Below are 17086 nucleotides of genomic sequence, written 5' to 3'. Positions count from 1 at the left end.
CTAATATTTAAGCCACTTATAAATTTCTTTATAACTAGCTTTCTTACCATACATTAAAATACCAACACGGTATATTTTTGCTGCTATCCATACCACTGCCGTATTGGTTAGCAGCAATATAAGAATAGATAGGGAAATTTCCCACCATGGTACTCCAAATGGGATACGCATTAACATAACTATAGGAGAAGTTAAAGGAATCATTGAGAAAATCGTACTTACCGTCCCATGAGGATTTTCTATTACCGCAAAAAATCCAACATAAATCCCAAGCATCAATGGGATAATAACCGGTAGCATAAATTGTTGCGTATCGGTCTCGCTATCTACCGCTGCACCGATAGAAGCATAGATTGCACTATATAAAAAATATCCGCCTAAAAAATAGATCAGGAAATAAACAATTAAACTAAAGATTGGTAGGTTAAGCACATCGGCAACCAATTGGTTCACTTCAGGAATATTTAATTGATGTGTATCTATCTGGCCGGGTTGTGCATTCATTAAATCAATACCAAAATACAATCCGGCTATCGTATATAGAATTCCGCCTAAAATGACCCATACCGTAAATTGTGTGATTCCTGCCAATGAGGTACCCAGTACTTTCCCTAACATTAATTGTATAGGTTTTACTGAAGACACTATAATTTCAATTATTCGGTTTGTTTTTTCTTCAATAACAGATCGCATCACCATATTCCCATAGATGATAATAAACATCATCAATAAGTATCCGGCTGCACCTCCAAAAAACATTCGGAGATAATTCGCCATTTTCGAGGTTGTTTCTCCGGAAAAATTCTGAATTTCTACATCGACCTTTGTTTTTACAGCATCGATCTGTGCTACATCTATACCACGTTGAATCAGCTCATTTCTTTGTAATTTATTGGAAATGATTTTTTCTATATTCTGAACCGTTCCCAAACCGGGAGATTCTTCCCCAAAAAATTCTACCTTTCCCGTAAGATCATAATTATTGTCGGCTCTCGGAATATGTATAAGTCCGTAATATTCACTCTCACGGACGATTTTCTTGGCTTCCTCTAAAGTTTTATCAGAGAAATTTAAATATTGAAGATTTTCATCATCCTGAAATTCTTTTAGAAACAAACCAGTTTCATCGTGCAGTCCAATAATATGCTGTTCACTACTATTCAGCATACTTAAATAAGCAATTAAAGCAAACATTCCTACCAGTATAAGCGGACTAAGAAATGTCATTACGATAAAAGTTTTATTACGAACTCTCGCTAAATATTCCCGCTGAATGATAAGTTTTAAACTACGCATTATGAGTAACCGTTTTGATGAAAATATCGTTTACCGAAGGAATCACTTCTACAAAATGATTGATCCTTGCTTTGGTTAATAAATACTGAATTAAATCATTAGGATTTTCGTGAGGTTGTAACTGAATACTTACTTTAAGATCATCATTAATACTCTTAAAATGAGCTGCACCTACCTTAAATTTTTCCTGAAGCTCGGCCATTAAAGCTGCTTCGTGTTCGCACTCTAATCCTACTTCAAAAGTATTGTTTTTATATTCTTTTTTTATTTCAGAAACCTTACCATCCAATAATTTATTAGACTTATTGATAAGCGCCATATAATCACAAAGTTCTTCTACGCTTTCCATACGATGTGTTGAAAATAAAATTGTAGCGCCTTTTTCTTTTAATTCTAAGATCTCACGTTTAATGATATTAGCATTTACGGGATCAAAACCACTAAAAGGCTCATCAAAAATTAACAATTTTGGATTATGAAGCACCGTAATTACAAATTGTACTTTTTGCGCCATTCCTTTAGAAAGTTCCTGGATTTTCTTATCCCACCATCCGGTAATTTCCAGTTTCTCAAACCAGTATTGCAATCGTTGCTTAGCTTCAGCCTTAGAAAGTCCTTTCAACCTGGCCAAATAGAGCGCCTGTTCCCCTACTTTCATAGACTTATACAATCCGCGTTCCTCGGGCAGATAACCAATATGCTGTATATCTTCTGGGTGCAAAGGTCTTCCATCAAGATATACCTGGCCTTCATCTGGCATCGTTATCTGATTGATTATCCTGATGAATGTGGTTTTTCCTGCACCATTAGGGCCTAACAAACCAAAGACACTCCCTTTAGGTATGGTGATCGATACATTATTTAGTGCAGTGTAACCTCCAAATCGTTTATAGATGTTCTCTGCAACCAAAAGATTTTCCATAAAATAACTTTAGAGGTGTAAAGATATTCAAATACTATTACAGACTTGAAAATTGGTCTGGATAATTTATAAATTCAGCTTTAGGCATAAAAAAACTTCCTTAGTGTAAGGAAGCTTATGAATGTTTTAAAATTTATTTTTTAATAACTGGTAGCAAAATAGTCTGTTGGGGTTACCAGTTGATCGATCACATGAATAATTCCGTTCTTAGATTCGATATCGCTGGCTATGATATTTGCACCCCCAATGGCTACATGTTGGCCATTCAGCTCAGTATTAATTTTAATCGATTTATCTCCAGAAACCGTAATGACTTGCGAGCTATTAAACTGATTTTTAAGCACTTTTTGAGGAATGATATAGTGCTTTACAAATTCTACTAATTTTATCTTATTTTCAGGATTCGTAAGTTGAGACAACTCTCCTAGTTTCATATCTTCGAAAGCCTGATTCGTAGGCAAAAAAATAGTATAACCTTCTACATATTCTACCGATGTATCTAATCCTGAAGCTTTAAGAAAAGTTAGAAACGTAGAAAACCTGCTGTCCATTTCAGCCAATTCTACGATGGTATACTCGTTAGTATCATCCACCATTTCAAAGAATTTCTCTTCCTGTGCATAGGTGAGGGTAGTTAATAATATAACTACAACAGATAGAATCAAATTTTTCTTTTTCATAATTTTCGTTTTTGATTTTTTTGAAAATTACTAAAGAACGTACCTGATTACAAACTGTTTAAAACAGGTTTAGAAAAGGTTTAACGGCGATGTTAAAAAACAAAACCCACCCTTAATTTAATTAAGGATGGGAAAAAAATTGCTATGAAAAAGAAAAATTATCACTAAAAGTCTTAGTGAGAATCAAATATATAAATTTTTTCTTAAAATAAAAGTTCTAAGAAAACATATCTTTAACTTTTTCAAAAAATGATTTATCGCTTTTTTCGGGATTCGGCTGAAAGTTCTCGTCATTCGCCATTTTCTCGAAAAACTCTTTTTGATCTTTAGTTAAGGTTTTTGGGGTCCACACATTTACATGAACCAGCAAATCACCTTTACCATACCCGTTTAAACTATTTACACCTTTACCACGAAGCCTTAAAATTTTTCCGGATTGCACACCTGGTTCAATTTTAATTCTCACCTTTCCGTTTACGGTTTGGATTTCTTTAGATGCGCCAAGAGCTGCTTCAGAAATACTTATATAAAGATCATAATGCAGGTTATCACCTTCTCTTTGTAAACTCTCATGAGCTTTCTCTTCGATAGCTACTAAAAGATCTCCAGGAATTCCATTTCCAGGAGCTTCATTCCCTTTACCAGAGACTTTTAGTTGCATTCCATCTTCTACCCCGGCAGGAATTTTAATAGAAACCATTTCTTCCTGAACTTTCAATCCCTGTGCATCTGCATCTGCCGGTTTTTGATCGATCATTTGCCCACTACCACCACAGGTAGTACAGGGGGAAGCAGTTTGCATTCTACCTAAAATCGTATTGGTCACGCGGGTTACTTGTCCGGTACCATTACAGGTAGAACAGGTTTTATAAGTAGTTCCAGGTGCCTGAACTTTACGCTTTACTTTAATTTTTTTCTCTACTCCATTAGCTATTTCTTCTAACGTAAGCGCTACCCGAATTCTTAAATTACTTCCCTTTGCGCGACGTTGACCGCCACCGCCAAAGCCACCAAAACCTGAGAATCCGCCGCCAAAGCCGCCGCCAAAGATATCGCCAAACTGGCTGAATATGTCATCCATATTCATACCACCTCCGCCGCCAAAGCCACCGCCTTCAAAGGCCTGATGTCCAAATCGGTCGTATTTAGCTCTTTTTTCTTCGTTTCCTAATACCTCGTAAGCCTCAGCTGCTTTCTTAAATTTATTTTCGGCCTCATTGTCACCCGGATTTTTATCTGGGTGATATTTGATCGCCATCTTGCGATAGGCTTTCTTGATTTCAGCTGCCGAAGCACCTTTGCTTATTCCTAATATGTCGTAATAATCCTCTTTCATGGTCTAAGTTTACTTTTAAAAGTTGTACTCCCTACTTACCGGTAACAACTTTTGGATAACGAATAATACGCTCTCCTAATCTATATCCTCGCTCCACAACATCTACAATCTTCCCTTTAAGATCGTCATTGGGAGCAGGAATTTGCGTTATGGCTTCATGAATATCGGCATCAAAAGTGTCTCCACTTTCAACTTCGACAGGTTCCAAGCCTTTATTTTTTAGTGTTTCTCTGAACTTGTTATGAATAAGCTCTACCCCTTTTAAAAGATTTTTGTCTTCAGTCTTATTGATCTCAACTAAAGCCCTGTCAAAATCATCTAAAACTGGCAACATAGCAAGCATTACTTCCTGATTGGCAGTTTTAAAAAGTTCTAAACGTTCTTTGGAGGTTCGCTTTTTATAATTTTCAAATTCAGCAAAAAGACGTAAAAACTTGTCTTTTTCTTTTTGAAGATCTTCTTTTAACTTATCTGTTTCAGAAGTATCTTCATCTGCTACCTCTTTATTTTCAGACTTTTCTGCTTGTTCTTTTTCTACCTCATCGATTGCTTTATCGATATTTTCCTCTACCTGATCCTTTATTGTGTCCTGATCTTTATCGTTAGCTTTCTTTGTCATTTTTTTCTATCAGTTTTTTGATGCTTAACAATAGTCAAATTTATTGCCAAGCGCTTAGTTGTGTCAAAATGTCACCGATAATTTTTAATAATTTTTTAATACAAAAAAATTTAATTCATATTACTTTTGCGCTTCAACCAAATTGCAAAAAAACTAAATTTCAACAAAATGAAAAAAAACATTTTAAAAGGATTTATGGCCTTAAGCCTTATCGTAGGTTTAGGAAGTTGTAAAAACAATAACAATCATGATAGCAAAGCTGAAGATGCTAAAGAAGTAGCAGAAGCAACAGCTGAATCAATGGAATATGTTGTAGATACTACAGCTTCTTCTATTAGCTGGATAGGTAAGAAACCTGCAGGACAGCACACCGGTACTATTAAAGTTGAAGAAGGAACTTTTAAGGCTAATGACAGTATTATCGAAAGTGGAAACTTTACGATAGATATGATGTCTATAGAAGTTACAGATCTTGAAGGTGACGACAAGAAAAATCTTGAAGCACATTTAATGGGTACTGTAGAAGGTAAAGAAGGTGATTTCTTTAATGTAAATGAATTTCCTGAAGCTACTTTTGAAGTAACAGGAATTTCTGAAACAGATGGTAAAACCATGATGGAAGGAAACCTTACGATTAAAGATGAAACCAAAAATATTTCTTTTCCCGTGTCAATCAACAAAACTGACGATGGTTATGAAATTTCCAGTGAAGAGTTTACTATAGATCGTACTAACTGGAATGTGAACTACGGATCTAAATCTGTATTTGACAGTTTAGGTGATAATTTTATCTACGACGATATTACTTTAAAATTAGATATTAAAGCTGATAAAAAAGCTTAATTTAATTTTTATATAAGACTTAAAGCCGGCAATTTGCCGGCTTTTCTATTTTTTAAAAGTGAACACAAATTCCAATCCAACCCATAAGGTATGATTAGAAAAGTGTTCTTTATTCAAAGCTTCTTTTTTTTTTGATTGTCGTTATAAGAAGTTTTTCTTACAACAAATCTTCTAGTGCCGGTTGCAAATGCACATATTCAAAGTGGTATCCCTGTCCTTCAATTTTCTTACTACTTACCAGTTGACTAGATAGTAAAAGCGTGGACATCTCTCCAAATGCAGCTTTAAGCACAAACTTTGGTACATTTGGCAACCATAAAGGTTTATCAAGTTGTTTTGCTACTTCCTGGGTCATTTCTTTATTAGTCACCGGATTTGGTGCTACACCATTAAAAGTACCCGCAAGTTGATTTTCTAAAACATACAGGAAAATCTGGGTCAGATCTTTAATATGAATCCAGGACTGCCACTGCTTTCCGCTACCTAAAGGTGCTCCAATATTAAAATTAACCGGTTCTTTTAGCTTTTCCAGCATTCCGCCATTTTCAGCCATTACCAATCCGATTCTTATTTTTGAAACTTTAAGTCCTAAATCTTTAAAATTGTTTACTGCACTTTCCCATTGTACCACTACCTTGCCAACAAATGAATCATCTATCTTTTCTTCTTCTTCAAAATAAAGCTTTTGTAAAGAACTTGGATATACCCCAATGGCACTGGCTGAAACAATGTGTTTAATTTGGTGATCGTTTTTTGATAAGGTATCAAAAAGCAGGTTGGTACTTTCTACCCTGCTATTTAAAATTTTACGCTTATTTTCAGTCGTCCATCGCTGCGCGATACTGGCACCCACCAGATTAATTATCGCATCCACGTTTTCGATAGCTCGTTTATCGATCTCTCCACCTTGCGGATCCCATAAAAATCCGCGATAATGATCTTTATGCTGAATTTTATCTTTACTAGTTGTAAGATAATTCACATCTATGCCTTTCTCATGGCATAATGCTGAAATTTTTGAACCAATAAGCCCTGTAGCTCCAGTGATTAATACCCGCATTTTTTTCTTTTGAAGATAGCGCTATACTGCAAACTAAGAAATTACTTTAGCGAGCTTTAACAGCGGTATCACCTATTTTTTAACGGCTCTTAACATTTCCCGTTTCCCCGGCGGGCCAGGTAATCTTTCTACCGTGAACCCTACCGCTTGCATTGCTCTTCTAACGCTTCCTTTCGCTGCATAGGTTACCAAAACTCCGTTTAATTTTAACGAATTATACATTTTTAGAAAAATCGGCTCAGTCCACAATTCAGGCTGAACCCTTGCGCCAAATGCATCAAAATATATTAAATCAAAAATAGCACGCTCATCGATTTCCTGAAATGTTTTTTCCTGTTTCTTTAAATTAAAATGAGCAGTTATAGGCAGCATTTTTTCCCATTCGGCATGGTGCATTTTATTAAACACCTCTGCCGCAGTTTTAAAGTCCGGTAATACAGATGCATAATCCAAAATTGCTAATTCTTCAGGTTTTACAGGATACGCCTCAACACCGGTATAATTAATTGTTATTGCGTCCCCGTAAAAAGCGGTAAGTAATGCATTTAAACCGGTTCCAAAGCCAATTTCTAAAATCGAAAGTTCATTCTTATTAAATTCGGCTACCGTGAAATCCAAGCCAGTTCTTATAAAAACATGCATCGCTTCCTGCAAAGCACCATGCTTGGAATGGTATTGTTCATTCCATTCTGGAATATAAATAGTAGACGAACCGTCTCCGGTTTTAATGATTTTTCGTTCCAAATATTACTGTTTTAAAAGTACTCCATTAGCTAAAAATGCCAATTCTTGCTTAGGTTCTGTAATGGCAGCAATCTCTTGTGGAGATTTACCGGCGTCTTCGGCAAAATGCTGTTGATCCTTTACAGATACTTCTTTAAGAAATGCTTTTCCTTCAACCACCACTTGCTTCCCCTCGATATCTTTAGGTACAAAAAAACCGTAATCTTTAAATTTTACACTAACATCTTCATCACCTGGGATTTCTAGATTCATCCAGCAGCCTTTCATTTTACAAACCGAGTTTACCGTAGTGGTAAAACTGGTAGTAATAGTGTCCCCAGGTTTTAACTGGGCATATTGATTGGCCATTGTATTTGCATCTATCGCAGCTTCTGCATCAACGTCGTCACCAAACCTTGCATAGGCCAACTCTTCATTACTGGTTGAAGTCTTTACAGTTTCTTGCTTTTCTTCTGAATTTTTACACCCTATCAGTGCACAGCACAGTACAATTGAAAATATAATTTTTTTCATATTAAATCCTTATTGGTTTTTGCCTGAATATCACCAAAATTACCAAAAGTTTAGATTTTAATTTTACTTTTATTTAGGTAAATTTGAAGTTCTTAAATAATATAAAATGGAAAACATCGCGACGAAAGTAAAAATCACCAAAGCATCTTCTTCTAAATTATCCAGTGTAGATTTTAGTAATCTTACCTTTGGTAAAGTCTTTACCGACCATATGATGGTTTGTGATTATAAGGATGGTTCCTGGCAAACTCCTGAGATTGTTCCTTACGGACCTTTACAAATGTACCCATCTGCAAAAGTATTTCACTATGGGCAGGCAGTTTTTGAAGGAATGAAAGCGTATAAAGACGATGAGGATAAAGTATGGCTTTTTAGACCAGAGCAAAATTTTGAACGTATTAATAAGTCCAGTAAACGTCTTGCTATCCCTGAATTTCCTAAAGGTCATTTTTTTAATGGACTGGAAGAACTACTAAAATTAGACAAGGAATGGATCCAAAAAGGTTTTGGAAACTCCATGTATCTTCGTCCTTTTGTCATCGCTACTGAACCCGGTGTATCTGCTTCTACATCTAGTGAATATAAATTTATGATCTTGTGTTCTCCTGCACAATCCTATTATAGCGGTGAAGTTCGCGTAAAAGTTTCTGAGGATTATAGCCGTGCTGCAGATGGAGGTGTTGGTTTTGCAAAAGCTGCCGGGAATTATGGGGCTCAATTCTTCCCTACAGATATTGCAAATAGTGAAGGTTATCAACAAATTATTTGGACAGACGCGAACACACACGAATATCTAGAGGAAGCGGGTACCATGAACCTATTCTTTAGAATTGGTGATAAATTGGTTACCGCTCCAATTAGTGATAGAATTCTTGACGGTGTTACCAGAAAAAGTATCATCGATCTTGCCAAAGATGCCAATATAGATGTTGAAATTAGAAGAATAAAAGTTTCTGAACTTATTGAAGCAGCGAATGCGGGCGAACTAAAAGAAATTTTTGGATCGGGTACAGCAACTGTTGTGACACCTATTTTAGGTTTTGGTTATAAAGGCGAAAAATACGAATTACCAAAAATTGAAGATTCGTATGCCAAATCTTTTAAGGATCAGTTATTAAAAATTCAATATAATCAGGCAGAGGACAAGTTTGGCTGGAGATACGAGGTAAAATAAAAACACTGGCAAAAGCAAATGAGTTTTTAAACAATTGCGAACCAGGCTCCGGGTTGTAAATCCATTTGGCGCCAAAAAACTATAAAAATGCGCTGAGAATCAGCGCATTTTTTGTGTTTACAAGTCTTATTTCTTTAACATAGGCTAAATATTTCCATTCAAAAAAAATACATAAGTTTGGCCTTTGTAAAATAGATTTAGAGTTGAGATACTGTATTCTTATATTATTCTTCTTCTGCCTAAAAGTATCTGCTCAAAATGATAGTCTGCAGCGATTTCCGGTTCGTGATTCTATTCAAATAGCCAAAGATCGTAATTTCTATAGACAACTTCAGGAGAAAACGAAGAACAGTAAATTTACCAGGATGCTTTACGATTTAATGTTTGATCCTGTAAACCCTGCAGATGCTAAAACAGCTACCAAAAAAATAGAAAACCAACTACAACGTGATTTTTCAAAATACCAGGGAAAAACCATACGTAAAATTTATATTACCTCGCTGGATCCTTTTGGATACAGCGAAAAGGACACCGCTGTAAAGCCTACTCAAAAAATCCAGAAAATAGGGAATGTTTTACATGCACGCACCAAAGAGTTTACCATTAGAGGGTTATTATTAATCAAGGAAAACTCCCAAATGGATTCTTTGGAAGTTTTAGAATCTGAGCGTGTTTTAAGAGCACAAAATTATATAAGGAGAACCCTAATACGCCCCACCAATGTTACGGGCGATCCAAACATGGTAGATTTATATGTATATGTGTTAGACAGCTGGAGCATATCAGCAGATGGCAGTGTTTCCAGCCGCAAAGGTGAATTAAGATTACGGGAATACAATAGTTTTGGTTTGGGACATCGCACTACTCTAGCCTACAAGCAGGGCTATCAGAATGAAATAGGCACAGGATATACCTTAGGATATCGAGCTCAGAATTTATTCAATACCTACATCAATGCTGAAGTTTTAAGGGATTTAGATGTTGATGGGACATATGAAAATTTTGCAAGTATAGATCGGGAATTTTATTCTCCCTATGCGCGTTGGGCGGGAGAAATAAGCATCAGGCAAAGCTTTTATGATGAACATATTTATCTTGGTGATCTGGATACATTACTTCTAGAACCTTTAAAATATAGGGATTTTAATGTATGGGGCGGTTACGCCATTCCTGTTGCCAATAAAGATTCTGAAGAAAAATTACCAACCAACCTCATATTAGCGGGAAGGTACACCAAAAGGGATTATTTAGACAGACCGGGAGAGAATATAGATTCTGTTGCGTATTTTTCGAATAACAATGTTCTTTTAGGTTCTGTGGGAATTAGAGATATTAACTATACGCGAGATCGGTATATTTTTAGAAATGGAGATATCGAAGATATTTCGCTTGGTCACAGCTATTTTATAAATTCTGGAATTCAGCGAAATGCGGGCAATCAGAATTACTTTTATTTAGGGATCGATTTAACCTATTCAGATTACATTAAAAACTTTGGTTATCTAGCAACCAATCTTGGCTACGGAAGTTACTTTTTTAAAAATACAGCACGACAATCACTTTTTAGATTCGGAACCACCTATTTCTCTCCTATTTTCAGGGTCGGGAACTGGTTTTTCAGGCAATTCGCAAAGTCTAACGTCGTAGTTGGTATTAACCGAAAAGATTTTATCAGAGACCGGATCTCCATAAATGATGAAGATGGGATTTATGGCTTTGACACCCATCAGGTTTTTGGAACGCGCAAGTTTGTTTTTAATTTTCAGACACAATCCTACGTGCCTTTTAGTTGGCTGGGTTTTAGGATGAGCCCGTTTATAAATTTTGACCTTGGGTTTATCGGTGAAGCCCCAAAACCTTTTTTCAGTAATGACCTTTATACCAAATTTGGCATGGGACTTATAATTAGCAACGATTATTTTGTATTTGATAATATTCGCTTATCCTTCGCCATTTTTCCTAACATGCCGGGCAGGGGTCGTAATATCCTGGATTTTAACATAAATACCGACAATCAGTTTACCCTAGAAAATTATCGTTATGAACCTCCTCATATTTTGGAATATCGATAGATTATTTATCAAGAATTTCCTTTATATTCGGTTTAAAATAATTAGGCCCTTTTAATACTTTCCCGTCTTCTCTGTAAATTGGTTTCCCATCAGCCCCCAGTTTACTCATATTACTACGCTGAATTTCATCAAAAACCTCCTCTATTTTATGTTGCATACCATGCTCGATAATGGTACCGCACAAAATATAAAGCATATCTCCAAGGGCATCAGCAACTTCAACAAGGTCGCCATTCTGTGCTGCTTCAAGATATTCTTCATTTTCTTCTTTCATTAATTCAAACCTCAGCTTGTTTTTAGCCGCTCCCAAACTTGCTATAGGTTGCTCACTTACCCCTAATCCAAAGGCACTATGAAATTGCGTAACCGCATCAATTCTTTTTTTCATTACTTTATTAGCTTATTCGTTTAAATTTGCATAAAAATAGATAAAATGTTTAGCACAGGACAGTGGATATTTGCAGGATTTTTTCTTATCACTTTTATCATTGTAATGATTTTTATGTACAGAAAAGATTTAAACCTTCATCGTAAGTATTATAAGAACAGTATTTTTGTATTAATAGGATTTATTGCATTCATACTTCTGTTATTTGTAATTAAGCTATATTTAAAATAAATGCTTCGCCGCTATTTTACTATCTTAGCAATAACTGTGATTTTATAAGCCCATGAAGATTTTTAAGTATTTACTTTTTTTAATTCTTATCGTACTTATTGGAGGTTCTATTTATATAGCAACCAAAGATGGAGATTACAAATTTGAAGAGACTCAGGTTTTTAATGCTCCTCAGGAAATTATCTTTAACGAAGTAAATAATCTTAAAAACTGGGAATACTGGGATCCCTGGAATCAGGAATCAGACCATCTGATTATAAGTTACGGAGATACCATACAGGGAGAAGGGGCTGTGCTTTCCTGGGAAAGTGATGAATTAAGCGATGGAAAAGTAGAAACTTTAGAAGCCAAGCCTTTTAAAGAGATTATCCAAAAAATCACCTTAGCACAAACCTTTACCAATACTAGCGGTAAAATCTACTGGAATTTTGAACCCCTGGAAAACAATCAAACCAAAGTAACCTGGGGTATGGAAGGTAAGCAAAACTTTAAGGAAAAACTATCCTTTCTTCTAGCCAAAGAATCCTTAACCCAGATTATGCGACCTAAATTAGAAAAAGGACTTACTAAAATGCAGCAAATAATTACTAACAAGATGAATCAGTACAGCATTAGTGTGGATGGTGTTGTAAATCATGGAGGAGGTTATTATATGTATACTACCACTGCAAGTAAAATCAGTCAGGTAAATGAAAAAATGCGACCTATGGTTACTGAAGTAGCGAATTTCATGCAATCTCAGAACATTGAAAAAATAGGGAATCCTTTTGTTCTTTATAATGAATGGAATCAATCCAATGGTACCGCTATTTTCTCGGCAGGTTATTTTACACCTAGCGAAGTAATCACCCCAATGGATGCCAATGTTCTAAATGGTAACATGCCAAATCAAAAAGTGTTGAAAACCGTTTTAAAAGGTAAATATGACAATTTGGAAGAAGCCTGGAATAAGGCTTATGATTATATTGATAAAAACGGACTTGAAGTTGCGGAAGAATCAAAACCTTTTGAAGTTTATCTAACTAATCCTGATACAACCCCAAATCCTGCTGATTGGGTGACTCATATTTATATTCCGGTAAATTAAAGCTGAATGTTTAAAGGTGCTATTTTAGTATTTCTTGGGGGAGGTTTAGGCAGCGTATGCCGCTATTTGATTAGTAAAGCTTTAAATGGCAGAGGAACAAACTTACCCTGGGGCACTTTTACCGTTAACATTTTAGGCAGTTTTATTATTGGTCTATTATTGGGAATAGCCATAAAAAACAACAATCTTAATAATACGACCAACCTTATTCTTGCCACTGGTTTTTGTGGCGGGTTTACCACCTTCTCTACTTTTTCCTTTGAAAATCAAGCCCTTTTAAAATCGGGCGACTACTACAATTTTGCAATTTATGCCATAGGAAGTTTAATTTTTGGAATTGCGGCAGCAGCTATTGGTCTTTATTTTTCAAAATTGGTGTAATAGCATTTAGAAAGTTTCTACCTAAGACTTCAATTTTTACTTTTTTATTGTACACCCCATAACAAGACGGGGGTAATTTTCTGATATTCACATTTCTTTAAGCTTAACCCCTGTTTTTTTAACTTCATTTAAGAATTTTTAATACTTTTAAATCACTAAACCTGAAATTCTTATGAAGAAAATTGAAGCTATTATCAGAAAGTCAAAATTTGACGAAGTAAAAAAAGCCTTACACAGCACTGAGGTTGTCTTTTTTACGTACTGGGATGTTACAGGGGTCGGAAACGAAAAACAAGGTCATGTATATCGCGGGGTATCTTATAGTACCACCGATATACAAAGACGAAAATTATCTATTGTCGTTTCAGACGAATTCCTGGACAACACTGTAAATGCCATTTTAGAATCTGCCTATACAGGTTCTGTTGGTGATGGTAAAATATTCGTTTCCACAATCGACGAAGCTTACCGTATACGTACTAAAGAAAAAGGGACCGATTCCCTTAAATAATTAACTAACATAGAAATAACTAAATTATTATGGAAATAGATGCTGTATTAGATTTAATGTGGATTGTAATTTGTGGGATACTGGTATTCTTCATGCAAGCAGGATTCACACTGGTTGAAGCCGGTTTTACCCGCGCAAAAAACACATCGAATATTATCATGAAAAACCTCATGGACCTTGCCGTAGGTTCTATAGCTTTCTGGGCTATTGGGTATACTATTATGTATGGAGATTCTATTGGTAGTTTTATAGGAACCCCCAGTTTATTTTATGATGTTCGTGGGGATATGCATAATTTATTCTTTCAAACAGTATTTTGTGCTACCGCGGCAACTATCGTATCTGGTGCTGTGGCGGAAAGAACAAAATTTTCTACCTATCTTATCTTCTCTTTATTAATGACAACCGTTATTTATCCTATATCGGGTCACTGGGTATGGCAGGGAGATGGATGGTTAACTGCACTAGGATTTATCGATTTTGCCGGTTCTACAGTTGTTCATTCTGTAGGTGGATGGGCGGCATTGGTGGCTGCGGCTTTAGTAGGCCCCCGTATAGGAAAATATACCGATGGGAAATCTAATGCAATTCCTGGTCATAACATGCTTTATGGTGCACTTGGTGTATTTATCCTTTGGTTAGGATGGTTTGGTTTTAATCCCGGATCAGAACTGGCTATCTCTGGAGATAGTGCAAATAATGTGGCTGGAATTGTAATCACTACAAACCTTGCCGCCGCTGCCGGAGCCGTAGTTGCTTTATTCCTTACCTGGATTAGATACGGAAAAGCCGACATTTCTATGACCCTTAACGGAGCTTTAGCAGGTCTTGTAGGAATTACCGCAGGATGTGCGGCTGTAGATCCTATGGGAGCATTTATTATTGGAATTATATCTGGAATCGTAGTAGTATTCTCTATCGAATTTATTGACAAAGTACTTAAAATCGACGATCCTGTTGGTGCCATATCTGTACACGGTGTTGTAGGTGCTGTAGGTACTTTACTTGTAGGAGTTTTTGCTACTGATGGCGGACTACTATATGGCGGTGGATTTGGACAGCTTGGCGTACAGGCTATTGGTGTGGTTTCTATTGGCGCATGGGCAATGATCACAACTTTTATACTGCTTTCTATTCTTAAAGCAGTAATGGGATTAAGAGTTACCGAAAAAGAAGAATTAGAAGGGTTAGACCTTCACGAACATGGTATCGATTCTTATCCAGAATTTGGAAGAGATAAATAATAACTCTCCCACACATTAAAATATAACAAGCACACACGTTTACTATTACAGTCTGAAAAATAAAGAAGGAGCACTTGGCGGAGTGCTCCTCTACTATGAATTTTTCTTACTGCTTACTATTAATTCATTTTTGTCGAACAAACTAAATCATGTAAACATGTTAAAATTCACTTTTGCAAATATCCGACTTTTTCTAGTATTTTCCTTGATAGCCTTATTAAATATTGACCTTCAGGCACAAGAAGAAAGTAAAAGTCCTTTTAGTATCTCCGGTACTTTAGATGCTTACTTTAGAACTAACTTTAACGGTATAAACAAGACGGTATATGACGACAATGGCGATCCTCTGGAGCCAGCCGCTGCACCAGTAACTTCTTTTGCTAACGACCCTGGATTTGCCATTGGTATGGCCAATGTTATATTGGGCTACGAAGGGGATAAAGTTGGCTTTGTCGCCGATCTTGTAGTTGGACCTCGTGGTGAAGATGCCGTATTTTTATCTACCGGTTCTCCAGCTATTGTAAACCAGTTATATGTTTACTATAATCTTAGTGATAAAGTACGCTTAACATTTGGTAACTTTAATACCTTTCTTGGCTATGAGGTTATTTCACCTGCCGCCAACTTTAACTACTCCACTTCTTATATGTTTTCTTATGGGCCATTTTCTCATACAGGTTTAAAAGCAGATTTTACCATAGATGAAAACTGGAGTGCCATGTTAGCGGTAATGAATCCAACTGATTATACGGAATTCAATCCTATTGGTAAATATACCTTTGGTGGACAGTTAGGCTATGCTAATGATGCTGGTAGTGCTTATTTAAATCTAATTTATGGCGAGCAGTCTTTATCTGATGATGCGTTATTTCAAGTTGATTTAACTACGGGATGGAACCTAAGTGACGCGTTCTATTTAGGATTTAACGGAACCTATCAAACTACAGACGGTGAGGGATTTGCAGGAGCCGCTATCTATCCGCAGTTAAGTACTTCAGATAGTTTTGCTATTGGATTAAGAGCTGAATACTTTAATGAATTAGCTGATGGTGGACCAGCTTATGGAGCCGATACTAATACCACAGCTATTACATTAACCGGGAGCTATACCTACGGAAACCTAATGATCAAACCTGAATTACGATTGGATAGCGTAGATGGCGCTAAACCTTTTATGGATTCTGATCTTATGAGGCAGGATAACTTATCATCATTTTTAGTTGCAGCGATTTATTCATTCTAATCAATCAACAAATCGACAACTAACTAACCAAATTTTTATGCATAATAAACCTATCTCCTTTTAGTCTCAATTTTTATTATGCACCTGTCAATGCTTAATGTAAGCCTTTACTCCTGCTGTAATAGCCATATCCAGGTTATTTTCAGCAGGGGGCACAGGACAGGAATACCCTCCACTATACGCACAATAAGGATTATAAGCTTTATTAAAATCTAAACTAATTTTTTTCACCCCTTCTTCGGGAATCCTTAAATCAATATATCTTCCACCTGAGTAGGAACCTTCGCCATTAGTAAGATCAGTAAATGGCAAAAACAAATAATCAAAATACTCTGGATTCTCTTTTAAAGACTGACTTTGATACACCGCTAATTTCATCTTTTTACCTTTTAAGGTAAAGTACAGATCGGCATATTTCACATACACGGGTTGACGATCGGAAGAGGTTTGCATTCTAAAACTAGCTTCATACGGAGTTCTCAAAAATTGAGCATCTACAATAAAAGAAGTATCGATCTCGTAAAAATCGTGTTGCGTGAACGACAATCGTTCATCTTCAGATAATGGTGATTCTTCCGGGTCTTTATATTCTTCGTTAAGATCGTGCTGAAATTTTCTTATACTTTCAAGTTGACTTTCGTTGGACTGCTGTGCAAAATTCAGAAATGAAATTAATAAAAATACACAGCTAAAAATGGTAATTTTCATCAATTATTTTTGGTTTTTATAGTATACAATCTTG

The 17086-nt window shown here is 36.0% G+C and carries 18 protein-coding genes; 8 read left to right on the top strand and 10 right to left on the bottom strand.

What is annotated here, in order from left to right; translation table 11 throughout:
- From AC13DP_RS17085 to AC13DP_RS17065, 5 genes are all read right to left on the bottom strand, one after another.
- Window positions 1-1296: an ABC transporter permease gene (locus tag AC13DP_RS17085; protein ID WP_228250711.1), complete on the bottom strand. Its 1296-nt coding sequence runs from the start codon at window positions 1294-1296 to the stop codon at window positions 1-3.
- Window positions 1289-2218 (bottom strand): ABC transporter ATP-binding protein, encoded by a 930-nt coding sequence (locus tag AC13DP_RS17080; protein WP_013072535.1) that lies wholly within the window; start codon window positions 2216-2218, stop codon window positions 1289-1291. The genes AC13DP_RS17085 and AC13DP_RS17080 overlap by 8 nt, the downstream gene beginning before the upstream one ends.
- 140 nt (window positions 2219-2358) lie before the next feature.
- Complete coding sequence (locus AC13DP_RS17075; RefSeq protein ID WP_347406539.1) at window positions 2359-2898, bottom strand: fasciclin domain-containing protein; 540 nt, start codon at window positions 2896-2898, stop codon at window positions 2359-2361.
- A 217-nt stretch (window positions 2899-3115) separates the two neighbouring features.
- Window positions 3116-4234 (bottom strand): molecular chaperone DnaJ, encoded by a 1119-nt coding sequence (gene dnaJ, locus AC13DP_RS17070; protein WP_013072537.1) that lies wholly within the window; start codon window positions 4232-4234, stop codon window positions 3116-3118.
- A 31-nt stretch (window positions 4235-4265) separates the two neighbouring features.
- Window positions 4266-4853, bottom strand: a complete 588-nt coding sequence (locus tag AC13DP_RS17065) for a nucleotide exchange factor GrpE (protein WP_013072538.1) — start codon at window positions 4851-4853, stop codon at window positions 4266-4268.
- Window positions 4854-5021: 168 nt separating this feature from the next.
- On the opposite strand from AC13DP_RS17065, the gene AC13DP_RS17060 reads away from it, so the two are divergent.
- Window positions 5022-5696 carry a YceI family protein gene (locus AC13DP_RS17060; protein WP_483068169.1) on the top strand — a complete coding sequence of 225 codons (675 nt, stop codon included), beginning with the start codon at window positions 5022-5024 and terminating at the stop codon, window positions 5694-5696.
- Between the two features lie 157 nt (window positions 5697-5853).
- Here the strand turns inward: AC13DP_RS17060 and AC13DP_RS17055 are convergent, their stop codons facing one another.
- The 3 genes from AC13DP_RS17055 to AC13DP_RS17045 form a co-directional block, all read right to left on the bottom strand.
- Window positions 5854-6756 (bottom strand): TIGR01777 family oxidoreductase, encoded by a 903-nt coding sequence (locus tag AC13DP_RS17055; protein WP_228250707.1) that lies wholly within the window; start codon window positions 6754-6756, stop codon window positions 5854-5856.
- Between the two features lie 72 nt (window positions 6757-6828).
- Window positions 6829-7500, bottom strand: coding sequence for a tRNA (5-methylaminomethyl-2-thiouridine)(34)-methyltransferase MnmC2 (mnmC2, locus tag AC13DP_RS17050; protein ID WP_483068168.1), 672 nt, complete (start codon window positions 7498-7500; stop codon window positions 6829-6831).
- Between the two features lie 3 nt (window positions 7501-7503).
- Window positions 7504-8013, bottom strand: coding sequence for a DUF4920 domain-containing protein (locus AC13DP_RS17045; RefSeq protein ID WP_483068167.1), 510 nt, complete (start codon window positions 8011-8013; stop codon window positions 7504-7506).
- Window positions 8014-8119: 106 nt separating this feature from the next.
- On the opposite strand from AC13DP_RS17045, the gene AC13DP_RS17040 reads away from it, so the two are divergent.
- Window positions 8120-9187 (top strand): branched-chain amino acid aminotransferase, encoded by a 1068-nt coding sequence (locus AC13DP_RS17040; RefSeq protein ID WP_228250704.1) that lies wholly within the window; start codon window positions 8120-8122, stop codon window positions 9185-9187.
- 203 nt (window positions 9188-9390) lie between these two features.
- Entirely contained in the window at window positions 9391-11259 is a 1869-nt protein-coding gene (locus AC13DP_RS17035; protein WP_013072544.1) for a BamA/TamA family outer membrane protein, read from the top strand.
- A 1-nt stretch (window position 11260) separates the two neighbouring features.
- Here the strand turns inward: AC13DP_RS17035 and AC13DP_RS17030 are convergent, their stop codons facing one another.
- A complete protein-coding gene (locus AC13DP_RS17030; protein WP_013072545.1) occupies window positions 11261-11647 on the bottom strand; it encodes a pyrophosphohydrolase domain-containing protein in 387 nt (128 codons plus the stop codon).
- 283 nt (window positions 11648-11930) lie between these two features.
- On the opposite strand from AC13DP_RS17030, the gene AC13DP_RS17025 reads away from it, so the two are divergent.
- The 5 genes from AC13DP_RS17025 to AC13DP_RS17005 all read left to right on the top strand — a co-directional run bounded on the left by AC13DP_RS17025 (window position 11931) and on the right by AC13DP_RS17005 (window position 16344).
- A complete protein-coding gene (locus AC13DP_RS17025; protein ID WP_228250703.1) occupies window positions 11931-12965 on the top strand; it encodes an SRPBCC family protein in 1035 nt (344 codons plus the stop codon).
- A 6-nt stretch (window positions 12966-12971) separates the two neighbouring features.
- Window positions 12972-13346 (top strand): fluoride efflux transporter CrcB, encoded by a 375-nt coding sequence (gene crcB, locus AC13DP_RS17020; protein WP_228250702.1) that lies wholly within the window; start codon window positions 12972-12974, stop codon window positions 13344-13346.
- Window positions 13347-13518: 172 nt separating this feature from the next.
- The gene (locus AC13DP_RS17015; RefSeq protein WP_013072549.1) at window positions 13519-13857 is read left to right on the top strand and encodes a P-II family nitrogen regulator; all 339 of its coding nucleotides are present in this window, start codon (window positions 13519-13521) and stop codon (window positions 13855-13857) included.
- A gap of 29 nt (window positions 13858-13886) precedes the next feature.
- On the top strand, window positions 13887-15101 hold the full coding sequence (locus AC13DP_RS17010; RefSeq protein WP_228250701.1) for an ammonium transporter: 1215 nt from the start codon (window positions 13887-13889) through the stop codon (window positions 15099-15101).
- A gap of 157 nt (window positions 15102-15258) precedes the next feature.
- A complete protein-coding gene (locus AC13DP_RS17005; protein WP_483068166.1) occupies window positions 15259-16344 on the top strand; it encodes a porin in 1086 nt (361 codons plus the stop codon).
- Window positions 16345-16431: 87 nt separating this feature from the next.
- Here the strand turns inward: AC13DP_RS17005 and AC13DP_RS17000 are convergent, their stop codons facing one another.
- Window positions 16432-17052 (bottom strand): DUF1684 domain-containing protein, encoded by a 621-nt coding sequence (locus AC13DP_RS17000; protein WP_228250699.1) that lies wholly within the window; start codon window positions 17050-17052, stop codon window positions 16432-16434.
- Window positions 17053-17086 lie beyond the last annotated feature (34 nt).

Source organism: Zunongwangia sp. L-65 (assembly GCF_056859415.1).
The sequence above is the reverse complement of the archived record's forward strand: the minus strand, read 5'-3'. Positions and strand labels throughout refer to the sequence as shown.

Coding starts and splice junctions, on each gene's coding strand:
- AC13DP_RS17085 (WP_228250711.1), bottom strand. CDS start 1,296: ATGCGTAGTTTAAAACTTATCATTCAGCGGGAATATTTAGCGAGAGTT.
- AC13DP_RS17080 (WP_013072535.1), bottom strand. CDS start 2,218: ATGGAAAATCTTTTGGTTGCAGAGAACATCTATAAACGATTTGGAGGT.
- AC13DP_RS17075 (WP_347406539.1), bottom strand. CDS start 2,898: ATGAAAAAGAAAAATTTGATTCTATCTGTTGTAGTTATATTATTAACT.
- dnaJ (WP_013072537.1), bottom strand. CDS start 4,234: ATGAAAGAGGATTATTACGACATATTAGGAATAAGCAAAGGTGCTTCG.
- AC13DP_RS17065 (WP_013072538.1), bottom strand. CDS start 4,853: ATGACAAAGAAAGCTAACGATAAAGATCAGGACACAATAAAGGATCAG.
- AC13DP_RS17060 (WP_483068169.1), top strand. CDS start 5,022: ATGAAAAAAAACATTTTAAAAGGATTTATGGCCTTAAGCCTTATCGTA.
- AC13DP_RS17055 (WP_228250707.1), bottom strand. CDS start 6,756: ATGCGGGTATTAATCACTGGAGCTACAGGGCTTATTGGTTCAAAAATT.
- AC13DP_RS17045 (WP_483068167.1), bottom strand. CDS start 8,013: ATGAAAAAAATTATATTTTCAATTGTACTGTGCTGTGCACTGATAGGG.
- AC13DP_RS17040 (WP_228250704.1), top strand. CDS start 8,120: ATGGAAAACATCGCGACGAAAGTAAAAATCACCAAAGCATCTTCTTCT.
- AC13DP_RS17030 (WP_013072545.1), bottom strand. CDS start 11,647: ATGAAAAAAAGAATTGATGCGGTTACGCAATTTCATAGTGCCTTTGGA.
- AC13DP_RS17025 (WP_228250703.1), top strand. CDS start 11,931: ATGAAGATTTTTAAGTATTTACTTTTTTTAATTCTTATCGTACTTATT.
- crcB (WP_228250702.1), top strand. CDS start 12,972: ATGTTTAAAGGTGCTATTTTAGTATTTCTTGGGGGAGGTTTAGGCAGC.
- AC13DP_RS17015 (WP_013072549.1), top strand. CDS start 13,519: ATGAAGAAAATTGAAGCTATTATCAGAAAGTCAAAATTTGACGAAGTA.
- AC13DP_RS17010 (WP_228250701.1), top strand. CDS start 13,887: ATGGAAATAGATGCTGTATTAGATTTAATGTGGATTGTAATTTGTGGG.
- AC13DP_RS17005 (WP_483068166.1), top strand. CDS start 15,259: ATGTTAAAATTCACTTTTGCAAATATCCGACTTTTTCTAGTATTTTCC.
- AC13DP_RS17000 (WP_228250699.1), bottom strand. CDS start 17,052: ATGAAAATTACCATTTTTAGCTGTGTATTTTTATTAATTTCATTTCTG.